Source organism: Rhizobium sp. NZLR1 (assembly GCF_017357385.1).
Classification (GTDB): Bacteria; Pseudomonadota; Alphaproteobacteria; order Rhizobiales; family Rhizobiaceae; genus Rhizobium.
On sequence record NZ_CP071636.1, the window covers coordinates 129,524 to 150,650 of the forward strand.

At 62.0% G+C, this 21,127-nt stretch carries 21 protein-coding genes and 1 pseudogene; 11 read left to right on the plus strand and 11 right to left on the minus strand.

The window, feature by feature from the left end:
- Positions 1-97: 97 nt before the first annotated feature.
- From J3O30_RS31155 to J3O30_RS31175, 5 genes are all read left to right on the plus strand, one after another.
- A complete protein-coding gene (locus J3O30_RS31155; RefSeq protein WP_207585909.1) occupies positions 98-1,360 on the plus strand; it encodes an extracellular solute-binding protein in 1,263 nt (420 codons plus the stop codon).
- 67 nt (positions 1,361-1,427) lie between these two features.
- Positions 1,428-2,336: a sugar ABC transporter permease gene (locus J3O30_RS31160; protein WP_207585910.1), complete on the plus strand. Its 909-nt coding sequence runs from the start codon at positions 1,428-1,430 to the stop codon at positions 2,334-2,336.
- A gap of 3 nt (positions 2,337-2,339) precedes the next feature.
- Entirely contained in the window at positions 2,340-3,227 is an 888-nt protein-coding gene (locus J3O30_RS31165; RefSeq protein WP_207585911.1) for a carbohydrate ABC transporter permease, read from the plus strand.
- Positions 3,228-3,288: 61 nt separating this feature from the next.
- Positions 3,289-4,365 carry a sn-glycerol-3-phosphate ABC transporter ATP-binding protein UgpC gene (gene ugpC / locus J3O30_RS31170; protein ID WP_207585912.1) on the plus strand — a complete coding sequence of 359 codons (1,077 nt, stop codon included), beginning with the start codon at positions 3,289-3,291 and terminating at the stop codon, positions 4,363-4,365.
- Positions 4,366-4,468: 103 nt separating this feature from the next.
- Positions 4,469-5,302, plus strand: a complete 834-nt coding sequence (locus tag J3O30_RS31175) for an inositol monophosphatase family protein (RefSeq protein ID WP_207585913.1) — start codon at positions 4,469-4,471, stop codon at positions 5,300-5,302.
- Between the two features lies 1 nt (position 5,303).
- On the opposite strand, the gene J3O30_RS31180 is transcribed toward J3O30_RS31175, so the two are convergent.
- From J3O30_RS31180 to J3O30_RS31195, 4 genes are read right to left on the minus strand one after another with little or no spacing between them, the layout of a single operon-like run.
- Complete coding sequence (locus J3O30_RS31180; RefSeq protein WP_207585914.1) at positions 5,304-6,383, minus strand: ABC transporter ATP-binding protein; 1,080 nt, start codon at positions 6,381-6,383, stop codon at positions 5,304-5,306.
- Between the two features lie 28 nt (positions 6,384-6,411).
- On the minus strand, positions 6,412-7,239 hold the full coding sequence (locus tag J3O30_RS31185; RefSeq protein WP_207585915.1) for an ABC transporter permease subunit: 828 nt from the start codon (positions 7,237-7,239) through the stop codon (positions 6,412-6,414).
- The gene (locus J3O30_RS31190) at positions 7,236-8,126 is read right to left on the minus strand and encodes an ABC transporter permease subunit (protein ID WP_207585916.1); all 891 of its coding nucleotides are present in this window, start codon (positions 8,124-8,126) and stop codon (positions 7,236-7,238) included. The genes J3O30_RS31185 and J3O30_RS31190 overlap by 4 nt, the downstream gene beginning before the upstream one ends.
- Positions 8,126-9,271, minus strand: a complete 1,146-nt coding sequence (locus J3O30_RS31195) for an extracellular solute-binding protein (protein ID WP_207585917.1) — start codon at positions 9,269-9,271, stop codon at positions 8,126-8,128. The genes J3O30_RS31190 and J3O30_RS31195 overlap by 1 nt, the downstream gene beginning before the upstream one ends.
- A gap of 186 nt (positions 9,272-9,457) precedes the next feature.
- Here J3O30_RS31195 and msrA point away from each other — a divergent pair, with 186 nt between their 5' ends.
- From msrA to J3O30_RS31210, 3 genes and pseudogenes are all read left to right on the plus strand, one after another.
- Complete coding sequence (gene msrA / locus J3O30_RS31200) at positions 9,458-9,967, plus strand: peptide-methionine (S)-S-oxide reductase MsrA (protein WP_207585705.1); 510 nt, start codon at positions 9,458-9,460, stop codon at positions 9,965-9,967.
- 73 nt (positions 9,968-10,040) lie between these two features.
- A pseudogene (locus tag J3O30_RS31205) lies at positions 10,041-10,268 on the plus strand (SDR family oxidoreductase); the annotation flags it as partial.
- Positions 10,269-10,295: 27 nt separating this feature from the next.
- Positions 10,296-10,994: a ribonuclease activity regulator RraA gene (locus J3O30_RS31210; protein ID WP_207585706.1), complete on the plus strand. Its 699-nt coding sequence runs from the start codon at positions 10,296-10,298 to the stop codon at positions 10,992-10,994.
- Between the two features lie 98 nt (positions 10,995-11,092).
- Here J3O30_RS31210 and J3O30_RS31215 read toward each other — a convergent pair whose 3' ends face one another.
- From J3O30_RS31215 to J3O30_RS31240, 6 genes are read right to left on the minus strand one after another with little or no spacing between them, the layout of a single operon-like run.
- A complete protein-coding gene (locus J3O30_RS31215) occupies positions 11,093-12,382 on the minus strand; it encodes an amidohydrolase family protein (RefSeq protein WP_207585707.1) in 1,290 nt (429 codons plus the stop codon).
- A 26-nt stretch (positions 12,383-12,408) separates the two neighbouring features.
- On the minus strand, positions 12,409-13,353 hold the full coding sequence (locus J3O30_RS31220; RefSeq protein ID WP_207585708.1) for an ABC transporter permease: 945 nt from the start codon (positions 13,351-13,353) through the stop codon (positions 12,409-12,411).
- Entirely contained in the window at positions 13,350-14,399 is a 1,050-nt protein-coding gene (locus tag J3O30_RS31225) for an ABC transporter permease (RefSeq protein ID WP_207585709.1), read from the minus strand. Before J3O30_RS31225 ends, J3O30_RS31220 begins: the two co-directional genes overlap by 4 nt.
- A complete protein-coding gene (locus J3O30_RS31230; RefSeq protein WP_207585923.1) occupies positions 14,389-15,921 on the minus strand; it encodes an ABC transporter ATP-binding protein in 1,533 nt (510 codons plus the stop codon). Before J3O30_RS31230 ends, J3O30_RS31225 begins: the two co-directional genes overlap by 11 nt.
- Positions 15,918-17,330, minus strand: a complete 1,413-nt coding sequence (locus J3O30_RS31235) for an amidase (RefSeq protein WP_207585924.1) — start codon at positions 17,328-17,330, stop codon at positions 15,918-15,920. Before J3O30_RS31235 ends, J3O30_RS31230 begins: the two co-directional genes overlap by 4 nt.
- Before the next feature lie 14 nt (positions 17,331-17,344).
- A complete protein-coding gene (locus J3O30_RS31240; protein ID WP_207585710.1) occupies positions 17,345-18,331 on the minus strand; it encodes a BMP family protein in 987 nt (328 codons plus the stop codon).
- A 269-nt stretch (positions 18,332-18,600) separates the two neighbouring features.
- Here J3O30_RS31240 and J3O30_RS31245 point away from each other — a divergent pair, with 269 nt between their 5' ends.
- Genes J3O30_RS31245 through J3O30_RS31255 form a run of 3 tightly spaced genes read left to right on the plus strand, consistent with a single transcriptional unit; the run spans position 18,601 to position 20,773 of the window.
- On the plus strand, positions 18,601-19,230 hold the full coding sequence (locus J3O30_RS31245) for a CDP-alcohol phosphatidyltransferase family protein (protein ID WP_207585711.1): 630 nt from the start codon (positions 18,601-18,603) through the stop codon (positions 19,228-19,230).
- Positions 19,227-19,847, plus strand: coding sequence for a lysophospholipid acyltransferase family protein (locus tag J3O30_RS31250; protein WP_207585712.1), 621 nt, complete (start codon positions 19,227-19,229; stop codon positions 19,845-19,847). Before J3O30_RS31245 ends, J3O30_RS31250 begins: the two co-directional genes overlap by 4 nt.
- Positions 19,844-20,773: a phosphatidate cytidylyltransferase gene (locus J3O30_RS31255; protein ID WP_207585713.1), complete on the plus strand. Its 930-nt coding sequence runs from the start codon at positions 19,844-19,846 to the stop codon at positions 20,771-20,773. The genes J3O30_RS31250 and J3O30_RS31255 overlap by 4 nt, the downstream gene beginning before the upstream one ends.
- Before the next feature lie 27 nt (positions 20,774-20,800).
- Here J3O30_RS31255 and J3O30_RS31260 read toward each other — a convergent pair whose 3' ends face one another.
- A complete protein-coding gene (locus J3O30_RS31260) occupies positions 20,801-21,127 on the minus strand; it encodes a chaperone modulator CbpM (protein ID WP_207585714.1) in 327 nt (108 codons plus the stop codon).

Here is a 21,127-nt window from a genome sequence, read left to right on the forward strand (position 1 = left end):
CTAAGGTACGGCGAACGCCGGGCTGGGAGGCCCGTCGGCGCCATGACTGACTAACCTGGGTCTTTTCGCGGCGCAGCCGCTTTTTTGGGAGGAAAGCATGAAAAGAATTGCAAGACTTGCGCTAGCACTCGGCACGGCGATGCTGATGACATCGATGGGCCATGCCGAACAGAAGACCTTCAAGATCTGGTGGTTCGAGGAGCCGACCACGGCTCAGGGCATTGTCTGGAAGAAAGCGCTCGAGGAGTTCAAGACGAAACATCCGGACGTCAACGTGAGCTTCGAGCAGAAAACCTTTCAGCAGTTGCAGGCCTCAGGCGGCATGATCCTCAATTCCGATCAGGCCCCCGACGTGCTCGAGTACAACAAGGGCAATGCGACCGCTGGCTTGGTTGCAAGCCAGGGATTGCTGACCAATCTGGATGACTATGTGAAGAAGGAAGGCTGGGACAAGATCCTTAACGAAGGCGATTTTGTCCTAAGCCGTTATGACGAAAAGGGCATCTATGGCTCCGGCCCTGTTTGGGGCGTCTCGGTCTTCGGCGAATATGTTTCGTGCTTCTACAATATTGACATGTTCGAAAAGGCAGGCCTCAAGCCGCCGACGACGCTCGAAGAGTGGGTCGCTGACATGGAAGCCTTCAAGCAGAAGGGTCTCACGCCTCTCGCGCTCGGCGCCATCGACACCAGTGGCCAGCACTTGCTTGCCTCTCTCGCCTATACCAAGGCCGATGACGCCTGGGTCCAGAATTATCAGGGTTTGAAGGCCCCCCTCGACGGCGCGCCCTACCTCTATGCGGCGCAGACATTGGTCGACTGGGTCAGCAAGGGCTACATCAACAAAGACTCCACGGGCATGAAGGACACGGACGCGGCCCTGCTCTTCACCTCCGGCAAGGCGCCGATGTACGTCTCGGGCACGTGGAATCTCGGCACCTTCGCCTCGACCATCAAGGACTTCAAGTGGGGTCAGTTCGTAATTCCGACGCCGAAATATTCGGTCGGCTCGACAGGCAATCTCTGGGTCGTTCCCAAGGGCAGCAAGAATCCCGATCTCGCCGCCGAGTGGATCAGCCTGACCTTGTCGCCGAAGTACCAAGCTGAACTCGGCAATGCCGGCGGCGTGCCGATCGCCGCTGATCTTTCAGCCATCACCAACCCCATCGGTAAGAACGCGGCAGCGGTTTTCAAGCAGATCTCTGACAAAAGCGGCCTCGGTTTCTATCCTGACTGGCCGGTCCCCGGCTACTACGACGTGCTCAATCAGAAAGACACCGGTCTCTTCCAGAGCAGTCTGACTGCGGAGCAGTTCGTCGAACAGATCAAGCAGGTTTACGACGACGCGCAGGAAAATCAGTAGCGCGACCTTGAACGCTGGGCTGCGCCTCTGGCGCAGCCCCATTATGGGAGGCTGAAGGAAGAATGATATGGCCATATCCAGCCAGCGATCGAGCGACGGTTCACGAAGCTATAGCCTCTACCTCATCCCTGGGGCGATCGGCTTCATTCTGATCGTGCTGATACCGCAGCTTGCTAATCTCGCACTGAGCTTCACGGCATGGAAAGGCGTTGGCACGCCGCGACCGGTCGGCCTGCAGAACTATCATCGCCTGCTGACGGACGATCAATTCTGGGGATCGATGTATCACACCCTGCTGTTCATCGTCTCGATGACCGTGATACCGGTGTGCATCGGCCTGTTGCTGGCCGCTCTGCTGTTCGACTATGTCAGGGACCAATTCGGGGAATGGGTCTCGAGCTTCTTCAGGGCCGGTTTTTACTTACCGCAGATTCTGCCCGTAACGGTCGCGGGCGTGCTTTGGGGTTGGATTCTCAATCCCGTCGGTGTCATCAACATCACGCTAAAGGCCATCGGCCTTGATAATCTCGCCCAGAACTGGATCGGCGATGCGACATACGCACTTGCTGCCGTCTCGCTCGTCATTGTTTGGATACAAGTCGGCTATTGCCTGGTGGTGTTCATGGCCGGTCTATCGCGCATCGACCCTTCTCTCTACGAGGCTGCCGAGCTCGATGGGGCAAACTGGTGGAGCCGGCTGGTGACGATCACCATTCCGCTTCTGGCGCCGGAGATTTTCGTCGTTGTGCTGACCACGCTGATCGCAGCGCTTAAAGTCTTTGCGCCAATCTTTGTCATCACCGCCGGCGGCCCCGACAATGCCACGCTCGTGCCATCCTATCTGACTTACTACCACTTCTTCACAACACAGCGCGTCGGCTATGCCGCAGCCATCGCGGTTGTGCAAACGACTCTGACGATCGCTTTGGCTGTGATTTTCCTACGCTTCCAGAGCCAGCAGGAGGCGAAGGAGTAGATCATGGCTTACTCAGTTCTCAGCGATGGTACGACCAAGGCAAAGGCGACGGCGGTAGCCGATCGCGCGCGGCGCGATCCCATGCGGTGGGTGGTGCTGGCCATCCTTATTCTGCTCCTCGCCTTTACGCTCTTTCCCTTTTTCCTTGCTCTGCTCAACGCCGTCAAGGCGAGCGCCGAATACGCGGTCGGCGGACCGCTTTCGATTCCCCGGTCGATCGATCTCACCGCGATCGAGAAATTCTGGACGGTGTCTGATTTCAGCCGCAAGCTGCTCAACAGCGTGGTGATCAGTCTCGCTGTGTCGGTGTTGGGGGTACTGATAAGCCTGTTCAACGCCTATGCGATTGGGGTCGGCAAGGTGCCGGGTTCCCGCGTGATCTTGGTGGTCTTTCTTCTCGGCATTATGGTGCCGCAGGAGTCCATCATTTACCCGCTTTACTACATGGCGAAAGCGAGCGGTCTCTACGATACGCAGCTTTCCGTGATCATCATTTTTGCGGTCCTGCAAAGCGCTTTCGGGACTTACCTGCTCTCGACCGTGCTCAGTACCTTTCCCAAGGAAATCCTCGAAGCGGCCGAGATGGATGGCTCGACCCACTGGAAAACGCTGTGGTTCGTAGTCGTCCCTGTGCTGCGGCCGACGCTCATGGTCCTGGGAACCTTCTTTTTCATCTGGACTTGGAACGAATTCTTGATCCCGCTCGTCATGCTGGTGTCCAACAACAACCAGACGGTCTCGGTCGCCATGGGCCTCACCCGCGGTCAGAATATGTCGGACCCGGTGCTGCAGGCCTCGGCGGCTTTCCTGGGTATAATACCGACCGTGATCTTCTTCTTGATCTTCCAGCGCACACTAACGCGCGGCATCGCCGCCGGAGCAGTCAAATGATGACATTTTTCACCCTTGGCCATCTCATCGGTCTCGGTTGGGGACCAGCAAGGTTTTCGGTATGAGCCAGGACATCCAGATCGAACTCTTGGGCATCGAGAAGCACTACGGCGCCTTTCACGCGCTTAAGAACGTCAACCTTTCAATTCCCAAGGGCACGTTCGTGGCGCTGGTCGGTCCGTCCGGATGCGGCAAGTCCACGTTGCTCCGCTCGCTTGCCGGGCTGGAAAAAATTACTGGCGGCACGCTGAAGATTGCCGGCGAGGTGATGAACGACGTGCCGCCGCGGGCGCGCAATATCGCCATGGTTTTTCAGAGTTACGCCCTCTATCCCCATATGACGGTGGAACAGAACCTGACCTATTCGCTGAAAATGCACGGTGTCCCTAAGGCAGAGGCAAAACAGAAAGCCGAGGAAGTCGCTGTCATCACCGGTCTTTCCCGGCTGCTCGACCGTTATCCGCGCCAGCTTTCCGGGGGCCAACGTCAGCGTGTAGCCATGGGCCGCGCCATTATCCGCAACCCCCAGGCCTTCCTGTTCGACGAGCCGCTTTCCAACCTTGATGCAGCGCTGCGTGTCTCGATGCGCAAGGAAATCCGCGCCCTGCACGACCGGCTGGGCGCCACCTCGGTGTATGTTACCCACGACCAGATCGAGGCGATGACGATGGCTGACCATGTCGTCGTCATGAAGGACGGTGTTATTGAGCAGCAGGGCGCGCCACTCGATCTTTACGATCGGCCGGCCAACCGGTTCGTCGCCGGTTTCATCGGTTCGCCGGCGATGAATTTCATTCCCGCGGTCGGCGCGGAAGACGGAAGACACGTGGTGCTCGATTTCGGCGCGGTGAAGCAGAGACTTGCGATCAACCGCAGCGTTGAGCCCGGCCGAACGCTCGTCGCAGGCATCCGGCCAGAACATATCGAGGTGGTCGCGCCCGGGCAGGGCAGCTTCGACGTGCCGATCGCCTTCGTCGAATCGACCGGCTCGTCGACCTTCATCGTCGCGGAGACCCAGCCGGAATTGACGATCGTCGAGACGCGCCGCGACAGGGTCAAGACGGGAGATAGGATCGGGCTTTCGATCGATCCGGGGCAGATCCATCTGTTCGACGCATCGACGGACCGTGTGATATAACATCGCCAGCGCAGGGACGCTGACGGCTTCATAAAACCATCACCAGCCTCTGCGAAGGGATTGCTCCCGCACGCGTCACTCCTGCAGCATCCGGATTTTCTTCATGGCATCCTCCCCGATTTCAGCGCGTCTTTCCCCTACCGCGTCGTCCCGCCTCGTCGTGCTTGCCGAAGCGGTCGTGAAGGCGGGCGAAACCGCCCGCGGCTCGCTGCGGCGACGAACATCGGCCGAAATGCTGGCCAAGGCGCCGCGCGACTATCAGACCGAGATCGATGTCGCCGTCGAGCGGATCATCGTCGACGAGATGACGAAGGCTTTTCCGGATTATGCCATTCAAGGCGAGGAAGCCGTCGGCAACCGCACGGCCGGGCCGGAAACACCCATCATCTATATCGATCCGATCGACGGCACCACCAATTATGCCTGGGGCCTTCCGCATTTCGGCATGACGATCGCAATCGCCGAAGGCGGCAGGCTCGTCGCCGGCGTCGTTTATGACGCGATGCAGGACGAGCTGTTCAGCGCCGAGCTCGGTGGCGGTGCCTATCTCGACGGCGAGCGCATCCGCTGCGCCGAGGTCGGCGACATCGAAAACGTGCTTGTCGGTGCAGGCCTGCCAATCCCGGGCCAGGTCAAGGCGGTCGCCGAAGCGGCCTATTTCGACGCCATCAAACGGCTGATGGCCAACACGGCAGGCGTACGCCGCCTCGGCTCGGCGGCGCTGTCGATCGCCTATGTCGCCTGCGGCCGGCTGGACGGATTCTTCGAGGACGGGCTCTCGATCCATGATTTCGGCGCCTCGGCGCTGATGGTCGAGGAGGCAGGCGGCATCGTCACGCGTTTTTCCGGTGCCGCCGTCGACGGGCCGGGCGATATCCTCGCCGCCAGCAAGGCATTGTATCCCTGGCTCAAGGAAGGCTTCGCGACGAAGGCGTAATTTAGACCGGCAACAGCCGCCCAAGCTCCGCATCGCCCCTTGCCGTCATCGATTGATGGACGAGTTCATTGTTGCGGTAGACGAAAAAACTGGTGCAGCTCGGCTCGACCTTCATTCCGGTCCGAATCCGATCGTCCGGCGCCACCATCGCCTTCAAGCGGCTGCCGTCGGCCAGATCGACATCGACCATCTTATGCGTGCCGAAATCGACGACGCGATGGACCGTCGCGGCATCCGGCCGGTCCGAGGACCGGATCATCAGCGCTTCAGGACGGGTGGCCAGCGTCACGGGTCCGTCCTCGATGGGGATCGCAAGCGGGAAGAGCGGATGCTCGCAGGCGCCGTTTCTGGTGTGGCTCTCGACGAAATTCATCGAGCCGATGAAGCCGGCGACGAAGGCTGTCTGCGGCTGCCGGTAGATAGTGCTCGGCGGCGCGATCTGCTCTGTGCGTCCGTCGCGCATGACGACGATGCGGTCGGCGAGCGCCAAGGCTTCGTCCTGGCCGTGGGTAACGAAGAGCGTGGTGATGCCGAGGCGCTGCTGGATATCGCGCACTTCTTCCCGCAGCCTTTCGCGCAGGTGCTGGTCAAGGCTGGCGAAGGGTTCGTCGAGCAACAGGATCTTCGGCTCGAGCACCAGCGAGCGGGCAAGGGCGACGCGCTGCTGCTGTCCGCCCGACAGTTGCGTCGTCATCCGCCGCGCGTAATCGCCAAGGCCGACCAGATCGAGCGCATTCTCGACACGCTGACGAATTTCGGATTTCGGCAGCCGGCGAAGCTTCAGACCGAAGGCGATGTTGTTGAAGACATCCATATGCGTCCAGAGCGCGTGGCTCTGGAACACCATGCCAGTCGGGCGCCGCTCGGGCGGCAGGCTCGTCACATCCCTGCCGTCGATGCGGATCGTTCCGCCGCTCGGACGCTCGAAGCCACCGATCATTCTGAGAAGCGTCGACTTGCCGGAGCCTGAGGGGCCAAGCAGGCAGACGAGTTCGCCGTCGCCGACTTCGAGCGAAAACTCGCGAACGGCAAAGGTGCTTCCGAACAGCTTCGAAACGCCCTCGATCATTAGATGTGCCATTCTCAAACCTTTCCTCAATTGGCGCCTCTCACGCACCAAAACCTCTCGCGAACGCGCCAGTGCCGATGACGCGGCGCGCAAACATCAGCGCGATGAAGGACGGCACCCACAGCATGACGGAGAGCACGGCGCCATATTGCACGACGATCTGATTGTTGATGAAGCTGATCATCAGCACCGGCATGGTGCGGATCCCAGGCGCGCCAATCAGCCAGGCGCCTTCGGTTTCATAGAAGGTGCCGACGAAGGTCAGAAGCAGGGCGGCGGTGATCGTCGGTGCGGCCTGCGGCAGCGTGATCGACCAGAAGACGCGCAGCGGCGTGGCGCCGGCATCGCGGGCTGCCTCTTCCATGCGCCGGTCGACACTCTGGAAGGCTGCGACCGGAATCCAGATCATCAGCATCAGCGTGCCGACGAGCTGGATCAGCACGACGCCCCAGAAGGTGCTTATCAGGCCGAGCTGCAGGAAGATGCCGGCAATGGCGACGAGCAGGCCGAATTTCGGGAAGGCATGCGATGCGAGAAACGACAGGAACAGGATATTTCTGCCGGGAAAGCGCATGCGCGCGAAAGCATAGGCGGCGGGAAGACAGATGACGGCGGAAAGGGCGGTCACCGTCGCGGTCAGCCGCAGACTGAGCAAGAGAGCATCCCAGACATCCGAGCGCGCCAGCGTCTGGCCCCAGAAGCGCAGGCCGAATTGCCGCGGGATCACCGACGGGTAACGCCAGACCTGGGTGAAGGCCCATGTGCCGACGACGATCAGCGGCAGCGCGATGAACAGCGTCAGCAGGCATGCGAAGAGCATGCCGATCCAGTCGAAGCGAAGGCCGATGCCCGGTCTAGTTGTTCTCATGGCCGGACCTCCCGGTTGCGGGCAATCGACCGGATATAGAAGATGCCGAAGACCAGGCAGAAGGCGAATGTGATGACGGCCTGGGTCATGGCGTTCAGCGGGTCGTTCATGTCGGCGAAGGTGCGCTGCATGAACGGCCCCATCATCTCCGGCGATGCCGGGCCGAGCACATAGGGAAGGGTGAAGGCGGAAAAGATGCCGAGCACCGCAAAGGAAGCAGTGACCAGCAGGGAATTGCCCATGCGCGGCAGAATGATCGAGACGAAGACCCGAAGCGGCCCTGCGCCGACGTCGCGGGCGGCCTCGATGGCGCTGTTCGAAACCGAGGAGAGGCCGGCCGTCAGCATCAGCACCGTCAACGGAAGATTGTCCCAAACGAGGCCGATCACCGGTCCCCACGGCGTCAGATAGGGCGTGCGCAGCTTGGGCAGGCCGACGGCGTTCAGCAACAGGTCGACGGTGCCGTTCGGCCCGATGGTCCTGATCAGCGCATAAGCAAGAATGATTGACGGCACGAACATCGGGAAGATCGCAAGAGCCTGCACGTAGGCAGCAAGGCGACCTTGCGAGAAGCGAAGGTAAAGCGCGATCGGAAGGCCGATCGCCAGAAGCAGAATGCCACAGACGGCGGTGGTCCACAGCGTCAGCCATAGATTGCCGAGGCTGTAGCCATCGGAAAAGAAGAAGCGGTAGGAGGCGAGCGAGAACTCCGTCGCGCCCTCAGGGCCTCGAATCAAAATCGTGCCGACGACCGCCGAAAAGATCGGGAAGATGATCAGCCATCCAACCAGGAAGACCGGCAGCGCAACGAGGAGGAGCCCGAGGAAGCTCCTCCTGTCGATAGATTGGTGACGGCGCGGTGCCGCCAGCGCGGTATCGGCGGACATCAGGTGCGGCTGATGCCCGGCGCGACGTTGCGATACCAGCCGTCGTTGATCGCCTTTTCCCAATCGCCGCTCGGGAAGGTGGGGATGGTCGACGGAATGACGTCAGCATATTTCTTGCGCAGATCGTCGGAGATATGGTCCCAGGAGATGGCAGGAAAGCCGCCGATCTGGGTGATGATCGCTTCCTGTATTTCCTTCGTCAGCATGAACGCGGCAAGCTTCAGCGCCGCATCCTTGTTGGCGCCGTTCGAGAACACCGTGATGCTGGAGAAGCCGCCGCAAAGGGCGAGATCGCCAAGCTGCACCAAGCCAGTCGTCTCGGGCAGTACGCCCTGCGAGATCGCCTGCAGCACCTGGTCCGACCAGACCGGCACCATGGTGACGACACCCTGGGCAAGCAGCTGGATCGACTGGGTATTGCCTGATGTATAGGCGCCCTTGTCGTAGAGCGAAGGGGCGAGATCGTTGAGCAGCTTCCAGGCCGGCGTCAGCGCCTTGGTGCCGTAGTCCACGGTGAAATTGTCGACCTTGAATTTCTTCGGATCGCGGCCGTTCACCTCATGAATTGCGCGGCGAACGAAGTTGCTGCCCGAACCGCCCTTGTCGGGTCTGTTGTAGATGAACTGGCCCGGATGGGCCTTGATCCAGGTCGTGAGCTGATCCCAGCTTTTTGGGGCATCCTTCGGGTCGAGCTTGGCCGTGTCGTAGGCGAGCAGCACCTGCGAGCCGCGATAGGGAAGCGAGTAGGGGGTATCGAAGGCCAGTGGATTGATGTGGCCGTAGCCTTCGATGTTTTCGGCTGACAATTTCACCCAGAGGCCGGCATCGATACCACCCGCCGGCAAACGCGGATCGAACTGCTCGAAAAGGTCAGCCTGCGGATCGGTCTTCGTCTTCAGCGCTGCGAGCGCGCGGTCGGCGATGGCGCGCAGGCCGTTATTATCGCCGGCATCGGTCACCTTCAGCGGGAGTTCGGGATGCGCCTTTTCGAAGGCAGGGCGGATGATGTTGTTCCAGAGGTCGACGATATTGGCATCCGAACCGCTATAGAGGTCGATCGTGCCGACTGCCGCCGATGCGAAGCGCGGGAGAGCCAGAAGACCCGCCGCAGCCGACGATGTGATCAGAAATTCACGCCTATTCATAACCGTCTCCATCAGGTGTCGAGGCTCTGCCTCGGCGGATTGTCGGAGGCCTTGCTAGCGCCGGCGCGTAACATCGACATGACAGGACCAGGCTGTTCGAAAGGAAATTGCACAGCTGTGCTTATTTCCGCCGTGTGGAAATCGCGGGCCGGAGATACTATCTCTTGGCAAACAAGGAGACATCCAATGACCGAAGAACGTGCAGTGCTCGCCGGTGGCTGCTTCTGGGGCATGCAGGACCTCATCCGCCGGTACAAGGGCGTGATTTCGACCCGGGTCGGCTATTCCGGCGGAGACGTGCCGAATGCCACCTACCGCAACCACGGAACCCATGCCGAGGCGATCGAGATCATCTTTGATCCCGCAAGGATTAGCTATCGCGAAATCCTCGAATTTTTCTTCCAGATCCATGACCCGAGCACGCGCAACCGCCAGGGCAATGACGTCGGTGCGAGCTACCGCTCGGCGATCTTCTACGCCAGCCCCGAGCAGGAGCGTGTCGCCAAGGATACGATCGCCGATGTCGACGCATCCGGCCTCTGGCCCGGCAAGGTCGTCACCGAGGTCGTGCCGGTGAGCGATTTCTGGGAGGCCGAGCCCGAGCATCAGGATTATCTGGAGCGGATACCAAACGGCTACACCTGCCATTTCGTCCGGCCAGGCTGGAAGCTGCCGGTCCGCCAGAAGATCGCCTGACGCTTTTACATACATGCCGGCATCAGAGCCGGCATGTATGAGGCGACGTCTTCCATCTATCATCGCGCAGTTGGGCCGGAGCGCCACCCGCCGCATCACCTTCCTCGACGAGCAGAAGGCCAAGCGCGAAAACCGCTCCATCGATGACGTCGTCGCCGAAAGCACTGGCAGCATTCCGCTCGGCCGTTATGGCCGGCCGGAAGAATATGGCAATTTCGTCGCCTTCCTGGCGAGCGAGCCTGCCTCCTATCTGACCGGATCGGTGATCCTCGTCGATGGCGGCATGATCCAGAGCATCTGACAGAAACCGGATTGGACACGAGAACCGATGGCCCTTAGCACTGAAGCGATAGCAACACTCAAGGCCGTCTCGACGGCGACATTGACGACCGTTCTTCTAAAGAAAGGCTTGCGCAATGTCTGGATCCGCGGCGCCGTTCCGTTAAAGCCCGGCCAGCCGCGCATCGTCGGCCCGGCCTTCACGCTCCGCTTCGTTCCGGCCCGCGAGGATCTGGCGACGCCGGCATCCTGGGCCTCGCCGATCTCGACGCGCGCCGCGATCGAGGCGATGCCGGAAGGCTGCGTCGCCGTCGTCGACGCGATGGGCGTGACCGATGCCGGCATCTTCGGCGATATCCTCTGCGCCCGCATGCAGAAGCGGGGTGTTGCCGCACTTGTCACCGACGGCGTGGTGCGCGATCTTGCCGGCGTGCTCGACACCGACCTGCCGGTCTGGTGCCGCGGCGTCGCGGCACCTCCCTCGGTTGCCGGCCTCACCTTCGTCGCCTGGCAGCAACCGATCGGTTGCGGCGGCGTCGCGGTCTTTCCCGATGACATCATCGTCGTGGACCAGGACGGCGCGGTGCTGATCCCGGCCGATTTGCTCGAGGCTGTGCTGGCGGAAGCCCTGGAACAGGAGCGCATGGAAGCCTGGATCATGACCAGGATCGATGACGGCGTGCCGCTGCCCGGCCTCTATCCGATGAACGCCGAAACCAAGGCGCTCTACGAGGCTTCGAAGAAATAATCTCCAAGCCAGTGCGAATGGAAAGGGGTCGCTGCCTCGCGACCCCTTTTTTGTTTTGGCGCAGACAGAAGTCTGCTCCGGTAAGCCGCCCCCGCACTTCAATAACGCGGCGCGTAATCCAAACCGCCGTCGATCCGTGCCGGGCGCCCGTCCAGGAAAAGCTCGCCGATGCGCGGCGCCGAGCGGGCGATGACCTTGCCGCGACGGATCACCGCCAGCCGGTTCGGCTTCAGCCGCAGCGCTTCCAGCGTGTCGCTCGCCTGGAGGATGACGAGGTCGGCGTTACATCCCTTTTCCAGGCCGTAACCTGCAAGCCCCATCGTCTTTGCCGAATTGACCGTCAATGCGTCGAAAATCCTCTTCTTGTCGTCGATGCCGGCCATCTGCGCGACATGGATCGCCATATGGCCGACCTCCAGCATGTCGCCCGACCCCATCGAATACCAGGGATCCATGACGCAATCGTGCCCGAAGGAGACGTTGAGCCCCGCATCCATCAATTCCCTAACGCGGGTCATGCCGCGGCGTTTCGGATAGGTGTCGTGGCGGCCCTGCAGCATGATGTTGATCAGCGGATTGGGGATGACGTTGATCTCGGCCTCCGCCATCAGCGGGATGAGCTTGGAGACATAATAATTGTCCATCGAGTGCATCGAGGTCAGATGCGAGCCGGCGACGCGCCCTTTGAGCCCGAAGCGGATGGTTTCCGCAGCCAACGTCTCGATATGGCGCGAGAGCGGATCGTCGGTTTCGTCGCAATGCATATCGACTGGCAGGCCGCGGTCGGCAGCGATGCGGCAGAGCGCCTCGACCGAGGCCGTACCTTCGCCCATCGTCCGTTCGAAGTGGGGAATGCCGCCGACGAGGTCGACGCCCATGTCGAGGGCGCGGTTGAGAGTGTCGATCGCGCCGGGTGAGCGGTAATAGCCATCCTGAGGAAAAGCGACCAATTGCAGATCGATATAGGGCGCGACCTTTTCGCGAACCTCGATCATCGCCTCGACGGTCACCAGTCTGGGATCGCTGGTGTCGACGTGGCTGCGAATGAAGAGCAGCCCCTGCGTGACCGCCAGGTCGCAATAGCGCAACGCACGATCGACCAGCTCTTCTTTTGTCACGATCGGGCGCAACTCTCCCCAGAGCGCGATTCCTTCAAGCAGCGTGCCGGATACATTCATGCGCGGCAGGCCAAGCGACAGGGTGGCGTCCATATGGAAATGCGGGTCGACGAAGGGCGGGCTGACCAGCCGACCTGTCGCGTCGATCTCTTCCCCCGCCTGCGCCTGGAGATTGCGCTCGACAACGACGATCTTGCCGCCCTGGATGCCGATATCGATATTCTTTGAGCCATCGGGGAGATTTGCATTTCTGACGATCAAATCGAACATCGGAACCTCATTGGATGTGGGCGGTTTCAGCGTTCGCCGCGTCGATAGGGCTGCATCAGCGCCTGCGGCACGCGGGCGCGGCGGGCCATGACGGCAAGAGCGGCAATGGAAAGGATATAGGGGGTCATCAGGAAAAGCTGATAGGGCATGAGCCCACTCAGCGCGGTTTGCAGCCGAAGCTGAAAAGCGTCGAAGAAGGCGAAGAGCAGGGCGCCGAAAAGCGCGCGACCGGGGCGCCAGGAGGCGAACACGACGAGGGCGATGCAGATCCAGCCGCGTCCCTGCACCATCGTCGGGAAGAAACTGTTGAATGCCGACAATGTCAGGAAGGCCCCGCCCATTCCCATCAGCGCGCTTCCGGCAATCACCGCGCCATAGCGCACCTTCATTGGATTGACGCCCTGGGCTTCCGCCGCATGCGGATTTTCGCCGGTCATGCGGATCGCAAGCCCCACCGGTGTGCGGAAGATGATGTAGGCCATCAGCAAGGCGATAATGATCGCGAGATAGGTCGGCGCCGTCTGCGTGAAGAAGGCCGGCCCGATGAAAGGCAGGGTCGAAAGCCCAGGAATGGCGATCGGTTGGAACGGCACGATGGTGGGTGGCGTATTGGCAAGCGGCACGATCAGCCGGAAGACATAATAGCTGAAGCTGGAGGCAAACAGCGTGACGCCGAGACCGGAGACATGCTGGGAGAGGCCGAGCGTCACCGTTAGCGACGCGTGCAGCAGGCCGAAGACGCCGCCGGCTATGCCAGCTATCAGAAGGCCGGTCCAGAGATCGGCGCCGTGATAAACGGAAAGCCAGCCGATCATCGCGCCGAAGGTCATGATGCCTTCGATGCCGAGATTGAGCACGCCGGCCCGTTCGCAGAGCAAGGCGCCAAGCGTGCCGAAAATCAGCGGCGTGGCGATGCGCAGGATTGCCGCCCAGAGCCCTGATGAAGCGATGATGTCGAACAGTTGCATCATCGCCGGATCCTGTATTGGGTGAAGAACAATGCGATCAGCATCGTCAGCAGCGACAACGCCACCGTGACATCGGCGATATAGGTGGGGATGCCAAGGCCTCGGCTCATGCCGTCCGCGCCCACAAACATGGTTGCCGTGAAAATGGCGGCGAAGACGACACCGAGCGGATTGAGGTTGGCGAGCATCGCGACAACAATGCCGGAATAGCCGAAACCCGGCGATAGATCGGTCGTCACGTAGCCCTTGACCCCCATCACCTCGATCGCTCCCGCGAGCCCCGCAAGCCCGCCGGACAGGCAGGCGACTTTCACCAACGTTCTGCCGAGCGGCACGCCGGCGAAGATCGCACCGGTGGGATTGAGGCCGGCGGCGCGCGACTGCATGCCGAACACGGTTCGGGACTGAACAAAATGAACGACGACAGCCAGCCCGATCGCGATCGCAAAGCCGATATGCAGGCGTGAGCGGGCGATCAATTTCGGCAGCATGGCATGATCGCTGACGGATTGCGACTGCGGCCAGCCGAAGGCGAGCGGGTCCTTGAGAACGCCGTCGATCAGCATCGAGACGAAGAGCACGGCGATGAAGTTCAGCAGCAGGCTGGTGACGACCTCATCGACCGAGAAGCGCAGCCTGAGCCAGAGGGGAATGAGAATGAGCACCATGCCGGCAATGGCGCCGATCAGCAGCAGGAGCGGAATGAGAATGGGTGCCGGAAGATCGCCCAACAGTTTCGAACTCGCCGCGGCAACGGCGATGGCGCCGAGATAAAATTGGCCCTCGGCGCCGATATTCCAGAGCCGCGCCCGAAAAGCGACGGCGGCGGCAAGCCCCGTCAGCATCAGCGGCGTTGCTCGCGTCAGTGTTTCGGTCGCCGACAGCCGCGAGCCGAAAGCACCGATCAAGATACGCCAATAGGCATCGAGCACCGGCGCGCCGGCAATGGCGATCAAGATGCCCGCCAGCGCAAGCGCTGCGATCACCGCGATGACGGGCGTGACGATCAGCAGGTACAGCGGACGGTGTTCGCGGCGCTCAAATCGCATGGCTGGTCTCGTGGGTCTCTTGCCATTCGCCGGTCATCATCAGCCCCAGCCTGCGGGCATCGGCGTCTTCGGCCTCGACGGGCGATGATAGGCGGCCACCGACGATCGCCTGTATACGGTCGGCGAGCGCGATCACCTCGTCGAGGTCTTCGGAGATCAGCAGGACGGCGGCGCCCTGCCGGCGGGCTTCGAGCAGGCGCGCGTGCACGGCCGCCACGGCCCCTTCGTCGAGTCCACGTGCGGGCTGCGCGGCGATCAGGATACGCGGCCGCCGATGCAGGTTGCGGCCGAGAATGAGCTTCTGCATATTGCCGCCGGAGAGCACCCGGGTACGGACGGCTGGCCCGCCGCCACGGACATCGAACCCGTCGATGATCTCCCTGGCGAAGGCCATGCCGGCCTTGCGGTTGACAAAACCGAGGCGCGAGAAGGCCGGTGAGGCGAGGCGCTCCAGCACGGCATTTTCCCAGATCGCCATCTCGCCGATCACGCCCTCCTCATTGCGGTCTTCAGGAATGCGGCCGATACCGGCATCGACGACATCGGCGACGCCGAGATCACCGACGGCCTCCCCGAACAGAAGAAGGTCGCCGCCGCTACGCGCCAGCGTGCCGGAAAGAAGGTGCGCCAACGCCGCCTGGCCATTGCCCGAAACGCCGATGATGCCGAGGATCTCGCCCTGGTGCAGCCGAAAGCTGATCGATTTCAACCGATCGATGCCGTCGATGCGCACCGTGACATCGGCGGCTTCGAGCGCAACCGCGCCGGGCGTCGGCGGCTCGCGCACCGGCCGCGTCACGCGGCGGCCGACCATCAGTTCGGCAAGTTCGGCCTTGCTGGTTTCCGACGCCTTGCGTTCGGCGACCATCTTGCCGCCGCGCAGCACGACGATGCGGTCGGCTGCCGCCATCACCTCGTCGAGCTTGTGGGAGATGAAGATCAGCGACAGGCCCTGGCGGGCCATCTCCTTCAAGGTCGTAAACAGCCGTTCGGCCTCGATATTGGTCAGTACCGCCGTCGGCTCGTCGAGGATCAGGATGCGGGCATCGTTATAGAGCGCCTTGAGGATCTCGACGCGTTGCTGCTCGCCGACCGACAAGTCGCCAATACGGGCATCCGGATCGACCTTGAGGCCGAAGCGCTCGGAAATCGCCAGGAGCTTCTTTCGCGCCGCTGATGTTCCCGAGCGCCAGACCCACAGGCTTTCGGTGCCGGTCATGACATTTTCGAGCACGGTCAGATTGGGCGCGAGCGAGAAATGCTGATGCACCATGCCGACGCCGGCCCGGATCGCCGCACGCGGCTTGCCCTGCGGCACTTCCAAGCCTTCGATCAGAATTCGACCGGCATCCGGCATGTAGTGACCGAAAAGGATGCTCATCAGCGTTGTCTTACCCGCGCCGTTCTCGCCAAGCAGGGCCACGACCTCGCCTCTGGCAAGGGTCATGGAAATATCGTCATTGGCGAGATTGTCGCCGAAACGCTTGCTGACGCCGACAATTTCCAGCACCGGCCCGGTCATGACGGCAATCCTGCGACGGGAAAACGGTGCTGCCATCGCCCTTCGGCCTCCAGCCGTGCCGCAAGTGACAGGAGACGCGGCTCGTGACCCATCGGCGCCATGATCTGCACCGGCAGTGGCATGGCATGCTCATCCTGTCCGAAAGGCAGTGTCAAAGCAGGAAAACCCGAAACATTGGCGAGGCAGGCAAGCGGCGCAAATGCCGTCATCCGCTCGAGATGCAGATCCGCATCGGCATGATCGGACGGAAAGGAACCGATCGCAAGAGGTGTGGAGGAAAGCATCGGCACGAGGATGCAATCGACCCTGTCGAACAGCGCCCAGAGCCTATGGCTCACCAGGACGGCGTCGTTCAGCGTGTTCCAGAGCGATGTGGCCGGGAGCGCCCGTCCGCGGGCCGTAAAGGCCTGCGTCAGAGGCTCGGCCTTGCTTTGATCAAGAGCAGCAGCCTCAATGAATGCGGCGAGATTGACGGAGACGATATCGGCAAAGGTGCGGCCGCTTGAAGTGACGCTCCATTCGAAATCGGCCCAACTCAGCGGAACGATCTCGTGTCCGTCGCTCTCGAGAGCACGGGCCGCAGCCTCGACGGCTGCGAGCCGGTCACCCGCGGTCGGATAGACTGACCCGGTATCGGCAAGCAGGCCGATCCGCAGACCGCCGTTACCGATATCGGCAGGGGACGGATCCGCAAAGGGTCCTCGTGAATTGCCGGTCAGCCTGTCGAAAATCAGCGCCGTATCCCGCACCGAGCGACAGACCGCGAGTTCGCTGGCAATGCCGGCAAGGTGGTTGCCGAAGGATGGCCCGCCCGGGATGGCGCCGCGCGTCGGCTTCATCCCGACAAGGCCACAGCAGGCGGCGGGCACACGGATCGAACCGCCGGCATCGGTGGCATGCGCAATCGCGACGATCCCGGCGGCAACTGCCGCCGCCGCCCCGCCGGAGGAGCCGCCCGCGGTCCGGGTCGGATCGAGCGGGTTGCGACAGACAGGCCCGATCGCCGGCTCGCTGGCGAGCGAAAGGCCGAATTCCGGACTCGTCGTCAGGCCGAACAGGCAAAAGCCGGCGTCGCGGAAACGGGCAGCCAGATCGGAATCCGCTTCGCCGCCTTTTCGTTCGAAGAGACGGGAACCGGCCGATACCGGCAGCCCGGCGAAGGGGCCGCCAAGATCCTTCGCCAAGGTCGGAACGCCGGCAAAGGGCCGGGCTGCGAAGCGATCGGGCGCGCGCCGCCGCTCCCGGTCGCGGTCGTCGGCCGAGGCGAGACCCATGGCGGCATCAATATAGGCGAGCGCACCGAGCGGCTCCTGCCGCGCAGCTGCGGCAAGAGAGGCCTGCATCGCCTCTGCAGCGCTCCAGTGGCCATTCCTGATCGCTGCCGCCAGGTCGGTCGCATCGCCTTGCATGAGCATGAGCCGAATTACTTCGGCTCATCCATCATCTTCGGAACTTCGAAGGTGCCGGCCTTGATCTCCGCCCGCTTGGCTTCCATCGCAGCCTCCGCCTCGGCAGGCGCAACGCCCTTCACGAAGACGATGTCGCTGCCGCCGTCCTTCATCAAGCCGTAGGACGTGTAGTTCCTGCCGACCGGCTTTCCGGCAGCGACATCGGCGATCGCCGCGTTGAGGATCGGGCGGAAGTACCACATGGCGTTGGCGAATACTGTATCGGGGTAGCGCGGCGTATAGTCGATCAGCGAGCCGACCGACTTGATGCCACGCTCCTTGGCGGCATCAGCAGTGCCGATGCGCTCGCCGAACAGGATGTCGGCGCCGGCGTCGATCTGGGCAAGACCAGCTTCTCGGGCCTTCGGCGGATCGAAGAAGGTACCGATGAAGGAGACGAGGTGCTTGGCGTCCGGATTGACCGCCTTGACGCCGGCGGCAAACGCATTGATCAGCATGTTGACCTCAGGGATGGGAATGGCGCCGACGGAACCGACAATATTCGACTTGGTCATTTTGCCGGCCAGCATGCCGGCAAGATAGGCGCCGTCATGATTCCAGGTGCCGAAGACACCGAAATTGTCGCCGGCCTGCTCGCCGCTGGAACCCAGCACGAAGGCGGTATCGGGATAGTCGGCTGCGACCTGTCTGGCCTCTTTCTCCACCGCGTAGGCTTCGCCAATGATCAGCTTATTGCCCTGTTCGGCATATTCGCGCATGGCGCGCGGATAATCGGTGCCGGAGACGCCTTCGGAGAAGACATATTCGATGACACCGTCCTTGGCTGCGTCCTGCAGGGCCTTATGCAGACAGGAGTTCCAGGCATTTTCGACAGGCGACGCATGGAGGCCCGCAACCTTCAGCGGCGCGGCAGCTCTCGCCAGCGGGACAAAGCCACTGACGCCAAGCGCAATGCCCGACGCGATCACTGCCCGGCGTGAAATCAGGATGTCTTTGGTCATTGACTGCTCCCCTTTTTTTACCGTTTGGTTCAAAAATCATAGGTAGCGCCCAAAAATGTGTCAAGCTTCGAATAGGCTTAAAAATCAGGCTGCTTGATGCATTACCCCGGGTCCTTCAGCCGATTTTTCCGAACTCGTATCGTGTCGGGGTTCGGCCGAAAGAACGCGGCATGGCGCGAGAGAACCCTGAGCCGAATTTACAGAGCGCGACGGCTTGGCGCGACGACATCAGCAGGATATGCAAGGGGATCGGGTTGAGGGAAATGGAAATGGGGGAAGAAGAGGACGCTGCACGGCGACCGATCGCGAGCCGGTCGTCGTCCTGGGCGATCGGCATGAGCGCATGGCTGGCGCGCACCGGCGCCACGCCGAACGGTATTTCGCTGCTGTCAATCCTGTTTGCCGGCATCGGCGCTGCGCTGATCCTGCTCACGACGCACCCAATCGCCATGATCGGCGCCGCGATCTCGGTGCAGCTGCGGCTCGTCTGCAACCTGCTCGACGGCATGGTCGCAATCGAAGGCGGCAAGAAAACCCGGAGCGGGCCGATCTATAACGAATTCCCCGACCGGATCGCCGACAGCCTGCTGCTCGTCGCGGCCGGTTATGCCTGCGGCTTTGCCTGGCTTGGCTGGCTTGCTGCGCTGCTCGCCGCACTCACCGCCTATATCAGGGTCTTCGGCGGAGCTGTCGGCCTTGCCCAGGACTTCAGCGGCATCATGGCCAAGCAGCGCCGCATGGCGGTGCTGACGGCCGGCCTCCTTGCCCAGAGTGTCGAGACGCTGGTCTCCGCCAGCCATCGGTCGCTGATCCTAACCTCCGCCATCATCGCGGTCGGCAGCCTCATCACCTGCGTCACGCGCACGATAACCCTTGCCCGTTCGCTGGAGAGACCATGATCCCTCTTATCCGTCGTCTTCTCGTGCTGTTCGTCCGTATCATGGTCGGCGCCCGAAGCGAATGGCGGGGCTGTGCGCCCGACACGCGCCGCCGCATCTATTTCGCCAATCACAACAGCCATGTCGATACGGTCGCCGTCATGGCCGCACTGCCGTATCAGGTGCGGCGGCTGACCCATCCAGTTGCCGCGCGCGACTATTGGGGAACCAGCGCCTTTCGTCGTTTCATCGCCGAGAAAGGCCTGCGCGCTGTCCTGATAGACCGCAAGCCTCTGCCGGACAGCAACCCGCTGGAGCCCCTGGAGCGCCTGCTCGAAGAGGGGCGTTCGATCCTGATTTTTCCGGAAGGCACGAGAAGCGCCACCGAAGAGATCGCCCCGTTCCGCAGCGGCATCTTTCGCTTGGCCTGCCGTTTCCCCGATGTCGATCTGGTGCCGATCCATCTCGACAATCTGCAGCGCATCCTGCCGAAGGGAAGCATGCTGATCGTTCCGATCACCTGCACCGCCCGTTTCGGCAAGCCGCTCCGCGTCGAACCGGGCGAGGAAAAGGCCGCCTTCCTGGCCCGCGCCCGCGCCGCCGTCATCGAGCTCGCGGACGGAGGGCACATCGCATGACCAGCCTCTTCCCGATCGTGCTTGCCGCGATCCTCGGCCTCCTTGCCGTCGCCTCGGCGATCGGTTTCATCCTGCAGCGGCGCGCGACCGAGCCCGGCTCCGTCGCCACCGTCCACAACCTCAATGCCCGTATCCGCTCCTGGTGGATCATGGTTGCCGTGTTCGGCGGCGCGATCCTGCTTGGCGATACGGCGACGGTCATCCTGTTCGCATTCCTGTCCTTCATGGCGCTTCGCGAGTTCTGGACACTGACGCCGTCACGGCGCGGCGATCATCTGGCGCTTTTCCTGTCCTTCTTCGTGGTCCTGCCGGTGCACTATGTGCTGCTCGGAACGCAATGGTACGGCCTCTTTGCAATCTTCATCCCCGTTTACGCCTTCCTGATCCTGCCGGCGGTGGCGACCCTGACCGGCGATGTCAACGAATTCCTGGCGCGCAGTGCCAGGGTGCAATGGGGCTTGATGCTGACGGTCTATTCGATCAGCCACGCGCCCGCGCTCCTCATGCTGCAGACCGGCACGCCGTCCGCACTTCTTCTCGTCTATCTGGTCATCGTCGTGCAGCTCAGCGACGTCTTCCAGTATGTCTGGGGCAAGCTTCTCGGAAAACACCGCTTCTCGCCGAATATCAGCCCCTCGAAGACGCTTGAAGGCCTGATCGGCGGCGGCGCCTCGGCCATCCTCGTCGGGACGCTGCTCTATCGCCTGACGCCGTTCTCGCCTCTGCAGGCGGCGGCCGTCAGCACCGTCATCGTCGTCGCGGGCTTCTTCGGCGGCTTCGTGCTCTCGGCGATCAAACGCGACCTCAACGCCAAGGACTGGGGCTATGTGATTGAGGGCCATGGCGGCGTGCTCGACCGCCTGGATTCCATCACCTTCGCCGCACCGCTGTTCTTCCACATCGTCCGCTATTGGTTCACCAGCTGAGGCGGATATCCGAAAGCATGCGGCCGATCATTCAACCCGGTCGATGTCTTCGAGGCTCTCGAACAGCCGGAGCTGGACCTCGCGCTCCTGCCTGCCGATAGCCGTCATCAGCTTGTCCATCGTTCCCCGCAGATCATACAACTGGTCGATCAGGTCAATGACGACATCGACGCCGGCTTCGTTGATCCCCATGTCGCCCATCAGATCCTGAATGAGCCTGGCGCGGGCAACGTCGGCGTCGCGAAACCATCGCCTTTCGCCGGACGTCTCGGGAATCAACCAGCCCTGTTCGATCCAGAAATCGAGCTGGACGACATCGATTTTCAAGTAAAGACGGAATTCGAGATCATCCAT